Consider the following 11,651-nt stretch of genomic DNA (forward strand, 5'->3'; position numbering starts at 1 on the left):
TGTATTTATGGCAAAACAATCCCCTAGATTTAAATACTACGCTCAGAATCAAATGAGCTTAATTCCTCATTCCTTAGATGATTTTATCCCTAAGTTACATCCTGTACGTATTATTAATACAGTAATAGATAAGTTAGACTTAGAAAGCTTATATGATAGCTACTCTAAATGTGGTGGTATCAGTTATCATCCAAAGATGTTACTAAAGGTTCTAATTTATGGTTACCTAAACAATGTGTACAGTAGTCGCAAGCTTGAGCAAGCCTGTTTAGAGAATGTTCATTATATGTGGTTAAGTGGTATGTCCTACCCAGACCACAATACAATTAATCGTTTTCGCTCTTCAAAACTTAAGGATTATATAGAGCAAATCTTTACTCAGATTGTTGAGTTATTCATAGCGGAAGGTTTTATTAGTATTGAAGAGGCTTATATTGATGGAACTAAAATCGAGGCCAATGCTAATAAATTCACCTTTGTTTGGAAGAAAGCTATTTCAAATTATAAAGAAAAGATGGTTCAGCAGATTCTAGAAATATGGGGTTATGCAGACTCTATTGCCAGACAAGAAAGTGAACTTCCACCACCCCCAGACTTTAAGAAAATAGATGCAGAGACTATAAATCAAGCCATTGACACATTAAATGCAGCGTTAAAAGACAATCCAGATGTTGACCAGAAAGTAAAGAACAAACTTAAGTATATCAGCAAAGAGTACCCTACAAAAATTCAAGAGTACCAAGAGCATGAAGCTATACTAGAAGATCGCAATTCTTATTCTAAAACAGATAAGGATGCTACTTTTATGCGTATGAAGGAAGATCATATGAATAGTGGTTTTCTAAAAGCAGGCTACAATGTTCAAATATCAACCAACAATCAATATATCCTTGCCTATAGTATACATTCAAACCCAACTGATACAACTACATTAATACCTCACTTAGAAAAATTCAAAGAGAATTATGGCGAATATCCAAAGTCTGTTATAGCAGACGCAGGGTATGGTAGTCAAGAAAATTACACCTATTTAGAGGATCAACAAATTAAAGCTTTTGTGAAGTATAATACTTTTGAGCAAGAGCAAGAACAAGTAGAAAAAAAAACCAGGAAGAATGCTAAGCAAAGTACAAAGCCTTTTGCAACAGATAAATTATTTTACCAACACAAAGGTGATTATTTTGTATGTCCTATGGGACAAGAAATGCACTATATTGGAGATACAACAAAAGCTACAACTACAGGCTTTATCCAAACATTAAGGCAATATCAAGCTAAAAATTGTCAAGGTTGTCCTTTAAATGGTGTATGCCATAAAGCAAAAGGCAATCGGACTATAGAAATAAACTTTGAATTACAACGACACCGAAAAAAAGCAAGTAAATTACTCACTACAAAAGAAGGTGTTGACAAGCGTACACAAAGGTGTCACGATGTAGAAACAGTTTTCGGAAACATTAAACAGAACCATGGGTTCCGCCGATTTATGCTTCGTGGTAAGGAAAAAGTCGCAATAGAATGGGGATTATTGGCAATTGCACAAAATATTAGAAAGAGAGCTGCCTAAAAAGGCTCTTTTAGTTCCTTTTTTCTTTAATATCCTTTTTCAATCCTCTGAGGTTTGCATATTTTAAGAAAATCCTCTAAAAACAATATCTAAAATATCAGAACAAAGAGAGCTGTCTCTTTTTGCAATGAGACAGCCCCGTTTTTTTGCTCTACACTTTTAGATGATTGGTAGGTACTCTCGAGGTGATAGCATAGTGATAGGCAATTTATGCACTTTTAAGCCGACCACATGCCGATCATATGCCGACCACTACCTATTTAAATCAAAAAACACCATATAAAAAGGACTGTTTCTACAAAAATAGAAAACAGTCCTTTTTATATGTATTACAACAGATATATACTATTTAGCAAAAATCTTGTTCACTGCATTAATCGTGTAATCTAAATCCTCATAAGTCAATGCATCTGTAATAAACCAAGTCTCATAAGAAGAAGGGGCTATATACACTCCTTCTGCTAACAACCCATGGAAGAATTTTTTAAAATTGTCATTATTACCATACCCTGCTGTCTCAAAATCCACTACTTCTCGATCATCAAAAAAGACGGAAATCATTGACCCTACGCGATTGATAGTATAAGATACATTATTATCACTTAATACCTTGCGCATTCCCTTTTCTAAGTAAGCAGTCTTCTCTTCTAAACGTTTAAATAGATTCTTATCTTTATTAATCTCTTGTAGCATCGTTAGACCTGCTGCCATTGCTAAAGGATTACCTGATAGGGTACCTGCCTGGTACACTGGCCCTACTGGCGCAAGGTAATTCATAATCTCATTACGAGCTGCAAACGCTCCTACTGGCAAACCTCCTCCGATAACTTTACCGAATGTAACAATGTCTGCACTCACACCAAATAACTCCTGTGCTCCACCTTGTGCAAGACGGAATCCTGTCATCACTTCATCAAAGATTAATAAAGCTCCATGTGTATCACATAGTGCTCTTAATCCATCTAAAAACCCTTTAGCTGGAGGCACACACCCCATATTACCAGCGACTGGCTCAACGATGATCGCAGCCACCTCTCCTTTATTAGCTTCTAAGATAGATGCTACATTAGCTAGATCATTATAAGTAGCCAATAGAGTATCTTTAGCTGTACCTGCTGTTACACCAGGGCTATTCGGAGATCCGAACGTTACAGCTCCACTACCAGCAGAAATCAAGAATGAATCTGAATGTCCGTGGTAACATCCTTTAAACTTAATTATCTTTTCTCTATCTGTATACCCACGAGCTAGACGCACTGCACTCATACATGCTTCTGTCCCTGAATTAACAAAGCGAATCTTATCAATATTTGGAACCATAGATACAGCTAACTCTGCTATTTCCGTCTCTATCTCTGTTGGCATACCAAAAGAAGTTCCTAGTTTTGCTTTTTCGATTACTGCATTAACTACTGGCTCATAAGCATGTCCTAGGATCATCGGCCCCCATGAGTTAATATAGTCTATTAGTTTATTACCATCTTCATCATATAAATATGCTCCTTTAGCTTCCTTCACGAAGATAGGAGTTCCTCCGACAGATTTAAAAGCACGTACAGGAGAATTCACTCCACCAGGTATTACTTTCTCAGCTTCTGCAAAAAGCTTACTACTTCTTTGGTATAACATATTATTTAATTTTTAAAGTTTGTCCTATTGAAATTGTATTATTAGTTAAGCTATTCATTTTTTGAAGTTGCTCTACTGTAAGATTATATCGTTTAGATATATTATAAAGAGTATCTCCCTTTTCTACGATATGTGTCCCTCCCTTACTTTTGGTATTATTCTTATCTGTTTTAGAAGTATTTTTAGTTGTATTTGCAACATTAGTACTATCCTTTGCAGTACTTATAGTACGAGGTCTTGGTCCTGATACTTTCTTATTCAAAACCTCTGCATCATATTTATACAACTCATATCGCTCTATAAGACTGATTAACTTATCTGCATATTTAGGATCTGTAGCATAGCCAGCACTCTTTAGACCTACAGCCCACCCTTCGTAATCATCTTTTTCTAATAGGAATAAATTGCTATAACGACCTCTATTAGTTAAAAACAGAGAATGGTCTACATAAGACTCTTCAGGATTGCTATATTTTCTAAAACATTCATCAGGTGCGTCATCTGTATGGCGTACAGACTCTCCCTCCCATCCTTGATGACATTTTATCCCAAAGTGATTATTTGCATTTCTACTCAGTGTTCCTTGACCTGATCCAGACTCTAAAACACCTTGAGCTAATTTTATACTAGCAGGTATTCCATGGTTAGCCATATTCTCCTTTGCTGTTTCTTTGTACTTCAGTATATAGTCACGTATCATATCACTAGTCACACTTAGCCTAGAAGTAGCTTCTAAAACTTCGCTCTCGCTTTTCTTTTTCTCTACTTTCTTCTTTTCAGTTTCACTCTTGTGTAGTTGAGATCTATACTCTGATTTAGAAACTAGTTCTTTTTCCTTTACCTTTTTCCCTGTAGGGGTAGGGTATCTATTCGTTGTCAAAGGTTTACTCTTTGGTGCTGGAGCCTTCTTACTAGCACAACCAACAACAAACATTATACAAAAAATAAAAACGACTTTTTTCAACATAAATAACTATTACTAAATTTTAATTTTATCATTCCAACCTTGTAATCCTCCTGTGTGTATTACAAGTATTTTACTTCCTTCTATAAATCTTCCTTTTTTTATTTCTTCTATAAGCCCGTACATCATTTTTCCATTATAAATAGGATCAAATAAAACTCCTGTTCTTCTATATAGTTCCCTTAAGAAAGATAACAACTCTTCGTTATACTTAGCATAACCACCAAAATGGTAATCTAAAATTAATTCCCAATTAGATTTATTGGCAAATCTACGAATATCTTCATATAGAAAATCACCTTTTAAAGCAGGAAAGCCAATAATTGTCTGATTAGTGAATGAACTATTTATAATACCAGCAATAGTACCTCCCGTTCCTACAGCTGTACATACATAATCAAATGCTTCATCACCTTGTTTTAATATTTCTTCTGTTCCCTTAATAGCTTCTTCATTTGTACCTCCTTCAGGAACAAGATAAAAATTACCATAAACATCTCCAAGTCGTTTTAAAATCTCAGGTGAAGTTTTTTGTCTATAATCAGATCGAGATAAAAAACCTAATTGCATCCCATCTTCAACTGCTTTAGTCAATGTATGATTATCTTCATAGTTATCCTTTAACTCGTCTCCTCTGATAATCCCAATAGTCTCCACTCCACATATTCGTCCTGCGGCAGCTGTAGCAGCTATATGATTAGAATATGCTCCTCCGAAAGTCAGCAGCCTACTATATCCTAACTCCTTCGCTTTTATAATATTGTACTTTAACTTTCTAAACTTATTTCCCGATACCTCAGCGTGAAGTAAATCTTCTCTTTTGACAAAAACAGAAATACCCTGAGGTAACTCAAGGTTAAGTTGTTCATTATACACATTCTCACTCTCAAACATGGGCGTTATTTCTTAAAAATGAAAAGAACTTTCTCGTCTTTAAATATTCTAAATTATGTTCATTTTGGTAAGCCTCTCTTTCAAATATAACTTCTTTATAAGCTAGCTTCACACTCCTCAATCTGAGATAGTAATAAAAAAATGACATCAGATACCATAGATAAAAAAAAACAATCAAGAGTTCTGCTTGCTGATGTAAGTGTATGCGCTCATGATTTACTAAATAGAGATTATTCTTACTGTCTTTAGACTTCAAAAATATAAATGGATATAGAGTTATTCCATCAAATCCCTCGGGCACTAAATATTTACATACAACAATCATCTTCTTTTTAGAACTTTTTTAATAAAAGGGATATTAATTTTCTCCGACTTTATTACTATCTTCCCATCAGTTTATTACACACCTGTGTAATATAAATGTAACTTAGCAAAAGTACTTAATGATTTTTGCTAATCCATTAGTATTTAAGTAAAAATTATTAACAAACTAAAAAATATAAACATGACTTTCCAAGAACATATTTTACAGGGAATTCCTACTGTACTGCCTCCTAAGAAGGATTATGATCTTACTATAAATCACGCTCCTAAGCGAAAGGACATACTGTCTGATGATGAAAAAGTATTAGCTCTAAAAAATGCACTTCGTTACTTCTCTAGTGAGCACCACAGTACACTGATTCCTGAGTTTAAAGAAGAACTTGAAAAGTATGGAAGAATATACATGTATCGTTTGCGTCCAGATTATAAAATGTATGCCAGACCTATAGAAGATTATCCGGGACAATGCTTACAAGCTAAAGCCATTATGTTAATGATACAGAATAATCTAGACTATGCAGTAGCACAACACCCTCATGAACTAGTCACATATGGTGGTAATGGTGCTGTGTTCTCTAACTGGGCTCAGTATTTGCTAACAATGAAGTATCTAGGGGAAATGACAGATGAACAGACATTAGTAATGTACTCAGGCCACCCGATGGGTTTATTCCCTTCGCATAAGAACGCTCCACGTGTAGTAGTTACAAACGGTATGATGATTCCTAATTATTCTAAACCTGACGACTGGGAAAAATTCAATGCACTAGGAGTGACACAATATGGTCAAATGACAGCAGGTAGTTATATGTACATTGGCCCACAAGGTATAGTACATGGTACTACAATCACTGTTCTTAATGGTGGGCGAAAAATCGCTAAGAATGGAGAGGGGCTAGCAGGTAAGTTATTCGTTACTTCAGGATTAGGTGGTATGAGCGGTGCTCAGCCTAAAGCTGGTAATATAGCTGGGTGCATCACTGTATGTGCAGAAGTAAATCCTAAAGCAGTACACACTAGACACACTCAGGGATGGGTAGATGAAGTAATTACTGATATAACTACCTTAATAACAAGAGTAAGAAAAGCACAAGAAAACAAAGAAATAGTATCTATAGCCTATCAAGGTAATGCTGTAGAGATATGGGAAGAGTTTGACAAAGCTAATTTGTATATTGATTTAGGCTCTGATCAAACATCACTACACAATCCTTGGGCTGGGGGATATTACCCTGTAGGTGTTTCTTTTGAAGAAGCAAATGATCTAATGGCTAATAATCCTTTGAAGTTTAAAGAATTAGTACAAGATTCCCTAAGACGTCAGGCTACAGCTATCAATAAACACACTGCTAAGGGCACATATTTCTTTGACTATGGTAATGCATTCTTATTAGAAGCATCACGTGCAGGGGCAGATATTATGGCTCCTAATGGCATAGACTTTAAATATCCTAGTTATGTACAGGATATTATGGGACCGATGTGTTTTGATTATGGTTTTGGTCCTTTTAGATGGGTATGCGCTTCAGGTAATCCTGAGGACTTAGCTAAGACAGACCAGATAGCATGTGAAATACTAGAAGAGATGATTAAAAGCTCTCCAATAGAAATACAGCAACAAATGGCTGATAATATTCGTTGGATAAAAGGTGCACAAGAGAATAAATTAGTAGTTGGTTCACAGGCTCGTATCTTATATGCAGATGCTGAAGGACGTATTAATATTGCTAGAGCCTTTAATGACGCTATTAAAGCAGGAAAAATAGGTCCTGTGGTATTAGGAAGAGATCATCATGATGTATCAGGTACAGATTCACCATACAGAGAAACTTCTAACATATATGACGGCTCTAAGTACACTGCAGATATGGCAATACACAATGTCATCGGTGACAGTTTTAGAGGTGCTACATGGGTATCTATACACAATGGTGGTGGAGTAGGATGGGGAGAAGTAATAAATGGAGGTTTTGGCATGTTACTTGATGGTACATTAGATGCTCAGAAGAGATTAGAATCAATGTTATTCTGGGATGTAAATAACGGTATTGCTAGAAGAAGCTGGGCTCGTAATGACGAAGCAATCTTTGCTATAAAAAGAGCAATGGAAGTAGAACCACTTTTAAAAGTGACAATACCTAATATTGTAAATGAAGATTTGTTAAAATAACCATTAAAAATAAACTCATGAAAGCTATTAAATTATTACCATTCGCACTATTGATGCTTTTTATAGCGTCATGTAGTAGTGTTCGAGTAACAGCAGATTACGACAAAGCTGTAGACTTTAGGCAATACAAGACCTATGCGTTCTTTAAAGAAGGGATTGATCAGGCTAAAATTAACGACTTAGACAAAAAAAGAATACTTACTGCAATAGATGCAAATCTAACTGCTAAAGGTTTTTCTAAAACGGATAAGAACCCTGACTTTGTAATCAACATCTTTACTAAAGCACAAGAAAAAGTCAATGTAACAACCAATAACAACTTTTACTCTCCTTATGGGTATTATGGTTGGGGATGGGGGCCATATTGGGGACCAAATAACACAACAGTTTCTACTTCTATAGAAGGTACATTATATGTAGACATCTTAGATACAAACAAAAAAGTATTAATCTGGCAAGGAATAGGTACAGGCTATCTAGACAAAGCTCCTAATCCTGATAAAAAAGAAGAACGTATTAATGATTTTATTGAAAAAATATTAACTAAGTTTCCTCCAACAATAGAAAAAAAATAAATTATAAGAAAGGCTCACTTGATCAGTGAGCCTTTCTTTTTTATTATGCGTTACTTTAAACGGTCATCCACATACCCTGTATTTCTGTTTTCAACTTTTAAATTTGCATTATTCTGTTTTACTGGAACACCACTCAGTCCACTATAAATTCCTTTATATATAATTTCCAAATTTCTATCTTTAGAACTAAAATCATACTCTACCATTCCTTTTCTATCTACCAATGGAGATATCCATTTTACTTTGGTTTTCTCTATATCCTCTGCATCCACTTCTGCTAGTAATTGACCATCAACAACTCCCACTCCCCCTATTGATATAACTTTCGATGATTCTACTTCATAAGGATAAACAATTTTTTGTGTATCACTCGGTACCAGCACTTTCATTACAGTCATTGCAAAAGTAGAGTTAGAATACTCAGCAAATAATTTAAATACAAAATAAGCACTATTACCTTCAGTATACAGAATTGCTTTCTTAGTACTTTCATTCACATCTACAGCTAATACAACTTCTTTTATATTATACTTAACTCCATTGATTACAAAAGTTTGAGCTTCAACAATTGAATTTGGTTTTACTACCACTTCAATAACATTACTATTAGCATAATCTGCTTTAGTAGCAATAAACTTATATTTCCCAGCCTTCTCTGCAGTCCAAATATTAGAACTCAAAACAGTCCCCCCTACCTCTTGTATTTTGTAATCTTTTATATCCTTTCCGCCTTCTGTAGTTACAGAGAATTGGACTTTATCTCCAATATTAATAATTTGTTTATCAACATCTAATTTTAAAGGCTCTACAATTGCTTCACCCGAATCAGATACAAAAACAGAAAATACAGTACTATTCTGATAGCCAACTTTTTTAGCTATAACATTATACACTCCTTTTTTATCAAATTTATATGTCTTTGTTATTTTTTGTTGGTTGATGTAAAAAACAGCGTCAGACACTTCGTTATTTGACTTATCTAAAGCAGAGAAAGTTACCACATCACCCACTACTACACTTCTCTTATTTGCGGTTAAAAGAAGTTCTTTTTTATTCAAATTATCTATTGAATCATCTTTACTACAACCTAATATGGTAACTATAGTCAATAATACAATAGAAAAATATACGCCTATTTTGTTCATATCTAATTTCTTTACACTTATTATTTAAAATCTATTCTTTGAAGTTCACTAAAACCTAAATATTCTTGCTTCTTATTTGAAGAAATATTTTTTACATTACTTTTAATAGGAAAAAATGACAATTCATAAAAATCACCTTCATACTTCACTTCTAATTTCTTGTCCTTCGAAACCAACTCATATTTTATCTTACCTGGTCTTTCATTTACTGCATCAAAAGGCGCTAACCAATTTGAAAAAGCACGATCAATACCCTCTTTGCCAAACTTAATAACTTCTTTATCTCCAACAACTCCAATTCCACCAAGAGGAAACACGTCAGCTGGATTAGCGTTACTAGGTAAAACAAAATCTTTTTCATTAGACACATAAACCCCCATCGTATAAATTCCTATTGCTTGAGATTGATAATTTATAGCATAGAGTCTAAATACTTGATATTTCTTTCCATTTGTTATATCTGTATATAAATATGGTATTGGTTTATCACTTCCTTCGTCTTTTGCATCAGCTACTAAAAGCACCTTTTCTACACCATATTTGGTACCATTGATTACAAAACTTTTATCATCCTTAATCTCTTTAGGATTTACTTTAATAGTTATTACCTCACTCTTTACATATCCACCTTTGAAAGCATACAAGCTATAAGTACTCGCTTTATGAGCAGTCCATTTTTCTGACAATAATAGCCCTGAGCCAATCTGTTCGATATAAAAACCTGTAACCACTTTTCCACCAGATGTAACAGTAAAGCTCACTTCTTCACCTGCTATAATTTCACTTTTATTAGCCACAAGTTTTAATTTTAAATCAATAACATTGCCGACCATTAGATTCTCAGGATAACTAGCCTTATACCCTTGCTTCTTTGCTACAATTGAGTAAACTCCTTCTTTGTTAAAATCATAATCATTTGTTGCTTTCGCATCATTAACATAGAAGTCTACTCCTAGCACTTCTTTATTATGAATATCTACAGCTTTAAAAACAACTTTCTCTCCTGGAACAATTGTCTTCTTATTCAACTTAACGAACAATTCCTTCAAAGAGGTCTCATCTATTTTATCATCATCTTTACTGCATGAAATAGCAATTAAAGAGAAGATGGCAATAGAAAAATATATAAATAACTTCTTCATTTTGTTTAAATTTAAATTTGAGTATTAAAATCAATTACTAAAAATTGACTTACAGTTGTATCCTAGACGTTACTTTATTGGAGTTACTTTCAAATTATTTAACCTAACTTCTCCGTACTTAGGTTCCTCTAGCGTGCTATTACTTATTCTTTTCTTTACAGGCTGAGGCAATAGACCAAAGAATTCTCCTTCATAATTAAGACCTAGTTTTCCATCTTTAGATTTGAAACCATACTTAATCTTACCTGGTTTTTTACTTGGACCATCAAAAGGAGCTTGCCATTCTACCCAATTCTTATCAAATCTAGAAACTCCATAACTTAAAACTACAGTTTCTTCTAGCACAGCAATCCCCCCAATAAATACCACATCTGAAGGATTAACTTCACTTGGCAAAACGAAAACCTCTTTATTGTTAGGAGTAAATACGGCAAATTGATAAGTACATAGAGCAGTCTGATCATCAAAAGCATGAAGATTATAAAGTAAATAAGTATCTCCTTTCTCGGTTTTATAAAAATATGGTTGCTGCTGATTTTCCTCTTTTACATCCACATATAAGAATACTTTATCTACACCATACTTTTTACCATTGACTGTGAAAGCCTGATTGTCTTTAATTTCTTTAGGTTTTACAGTGATGATAATTTCTTCGCTATTAAAACAACCTTCTTTAAATGCAAAAAACTTAAATGTACCTGGAACATTGCTACTCCATTTATTTCCACTTAGTAATCCATTATCAATAGCCTCAATATAGTAACCTGAAATGCTTTTTCCTCCTAAAGAAACTTTAAACTCAACCTCTTCTCTAACTGTAATATCTATACTAGTCACTGCTAGTTCTAACTTTTGAGATACAACATCTCCCACCATGATAGCTGTAGGTGTACTATTCATATACCCTACTTTTTTAGCAACAATATTATATATACCGCGCTTGTCAAATTTATGCTCTTTGGTAATTTTTGTTTCATCAACATAAAAATCAACATCAGAAACTTCTTTACTTTCCCTATCTACAGCCTTAAGTGATACTGAACTACCTACACTTATTGCATTCTTAGGAATTATCACAAACAATTCTTTTTGTATTGTGTCATCTGGTGTATTGTCCTCACTACAAGAAAATGCAGAAAGAACTAATAAAAACCCAGAAAAAAACAATAATAATTTTTTCATAATTTTATATTTATATTGGTTAATTAGTGATTACTAAATAACAATATCATTCAAAACCT

At 33.9% G+C, this 11,651-nt stretch carries 10 protein-coding genes; 3 read left to right on the forward strand and 7 right to left on the reverse strand.

Translation table 11 applies throughout. The features are described 5' to 3' along the window. Positions 1 to 7 precede the first annotated feature (7 nt). Positions 8 to 1,567 (forward strand): IS1182 family transposase, encoded by a 1,560-nt coding sequence (locus tag LNQ81_RS03395; protein WP_229944683.1) that lies wholly within the window; start codon positions 8 to 10, stop codon positions 1,565 to 1,567. Positions 1,568 to 1,912: 345 nt separating this feature from the next. On the opposite strand, the gene hemL is transcribed toward LNQ81_RS03395, so the two are convergent. Genes hemL through LNQ81_RS03415 form a run of 4 tightly spaced genes read right to left on the reverse strand, consistent with a single transcriptional unit; the run spans position 1,913 to position 5,379 of the window. Next, positions 1,913 to 3,196: a glutamate-1-semialdehyde 2,1-aminomutase gene (hemL, locus tag LNQ81_RS03400; RefSeq protein ID WP_229944774.1), complete on the reverse strand. Its 1,284-nt coding sequence runs from the start codon at positions 3,194 to 3,196 to the stop codon at positions 1,913 to 1,915. 1 nt (position 3,197) lies between these two features. Further along, on the reverse strand, positions 3,198 to 4,130 hold the full coding sequence (locus tag LNQ81_RS03405) for a glucosaminidase domain-containing protein (RefSeq protein WP_229944775.1): 933 nt from the start codon (positions 4,128 to 4,130) through the stop codon (positions 3,198 to 3,200). Between the two features lie 45 nt (positions 4,131 to 4,175). After that, positions 4,176 to 5,054, reverse strand: a complete 879-nt coding sequence (locus LNQ81_RS03410; RefSeq protein ID WP_229944776.1) for a 1-aminocyclopropane-1-carboxylate deaminase/D-cysteine desulfhydrase — start codon at positions 5,052 to 5,054, stop codon at positions 4,176 to 4,178. Continuing rightward, positions 5,047 to 5,379, reverse strand: coding sequence for a hypothetical protein (locus LNQ81_RS03415; RefSeq protein ID WP_229944777.1), 333 nt, complete (start codon positions 5,377 to 5,379; stop codon positions 5,047 to 5,049). Before LNQ81_RS03415 ends, LNQ81_RS03410 begins: the two co-directional genes overlap by 8 nt. Positions 5,380 to 5,559: 180 nt before the next feature. On the opposite strand from LNQ81_RS03415, the gene LNQ81_RS03420 reads away from it, so the two are divergent. Next, positions 5,560 to 7,548: a urocanate hydratase gene (locus tag LNQ81_RS03420; RefSeq protein ID WP_229944778.1), complete on the forward strand. Its 1,989-nt coding sequence runs from the start codon at positions 5,560 to 5,562 to the stop codon at positions 7,546 to 7,548. 17 nt (positions 7,549 to 7,565) lie between these two features. Next, the gene (locus LNQ81_RS03425; RefSeq protein WP_229944779.1) at positions 7,566 to 8,123 is read left to right on the forward strand and encodes a DUF4136 domain-containing protein; all 558 of its coding nucleotides are present in this window, start codon (positions 7,566 to 7,568) and stop codon (positions 8,121 to 8,123) included. Positions 8,124 to 8,173: 50 nt separating this feature from the next. Here the strand turns inward: LNQ81_RS03425 and LNQ81_RS03430 are convergent, their stop codons facing one another. From LNQ81_RS03430 to LNQ81_RS03440, 3 genes are all read right to left on the reverse strand, one after another. Further along, positions 8,174 to 9,268 carry a hypothetical protein gene (locus LNQ81_RS03430; protein WP_229944780.1) on the reverse strand — a complete coding sequence of 365 codons (1,095 nt, stop codon included), beginning with the start codon at positions 9,266 to 9,268 and terminating at the stop codon, positions 8,174 to 8,176. Positions 9,269 to 9,288: 20 nt separating this feature from the next. Next, the gene (locus LNQ81_RS03435; RefSeq protein WP_229944781.1) at positions 9,289 to 10,410 is read right to left on the reverse strand and encodes a hypothetical protein; all 1,122 of its coding nucleotides are present in this window, start codon (positions 10,408 to 10,410) and stop codon (positions 9,289 to 9,291) included. 69 nt (positions 10,411 to 10,479) lie between these two features. Next, the gene (locus tag LNQ81_RS03440) at positions 10,480 to 11,592 is read right to left on the reverse strand and encodes a hypothetical protein (RefSeq protein WP_229944782.1); all 1,113 of its coding nucleotides are present in this window, start codon (positions 11,590 to 11,592) and stop codon (positions 10,480 to 10,482) included. Positions 11,593 to 11,651 lie beyond the last annotated feature (59 nt).

Origin of the sequence: Myroides oncorhynchi (assembly GCF_020905415.1) — a bacterium.
Classification (GTDB): Bacteria; Bacteroidota; Bacteroidia; order Flavobacteriales; family Flavobacteriaceae; genus Flavobacterium; species Flavobacterium oncorhynchi_A.

Bases quoted from the DNA above. Each gene is read 5' to 3' on its own strand.
- LNQ81_RS03395 (WP_229944683.1), top strand. From the start codon at position 8: ATGGCAAAACAATCCCCTAGATTTAAATACTACGCTCAGAATCAAATG.
- hemL (WP_229944774.1), bottom strand. From the start codon at position 3,196: ATGTTATACCAAAGAAGTAGTAAGCTTTTTGCAGAAGCTGAGAAAGTA.
- LNQ81_RS03405 (WP_229944775.1), bottom strand. From the start codon at position 4,130: ATGTTTGTTGTTGGTTGTGCTAGTAAGAAGGCTCCAGCACCAAAGAGT.
- LNQ81_RS03410 (WP_229944776.1), bottom strand. From the start codon at position 5,054: ATGTTTGAGAGTGAGAATGTGTATAATGAACAACTTAACCTTGAGTTA.
- LNQ81_RS03415 (WP_229944777.1), bottom strand. From the start codon at position 5,379: ATGATTGTTGTATGTAAATATTTAGTGCCCGAGGGATTTGATGGAATA.
- LNQ81_RS03420 (WP_229944778.1), top strand. From the start codon at position 5,560: ATGACTTTCCAAGAACATATTTTACAGGGAATTCCTACTGTACTGCCT.
- LNQ81_RS03425 (WP_229944779.1), top strand. From the start codon at position 7,566: ATGAAAGCTATTAAATTATTACCATTCGCACTATTGATGCTTTTTATA.
- LNQ81_RS03430 (WP_229944780.1), bottom strand. From the start codon at position 9,268: ATGAACAAAATAGGCGTATATTTTTCTATTGTATTATTGACTATAGTT.
- LNQ81_RS03435 (WP_229944781.1), bottom strand. From the start codon at position 10,410: ATGAAGAAGTTATTTATATATTTTTCTATTGCCATCTTCTCTTTAATT.
- LNQ81_RS03440 (WP_229944782.1), bottom strand. From the start codon at position 11,592: ATGAAAAAATTATTATTGTTTTTTTCTGGGTTTTTATTAGTTCTTTCT.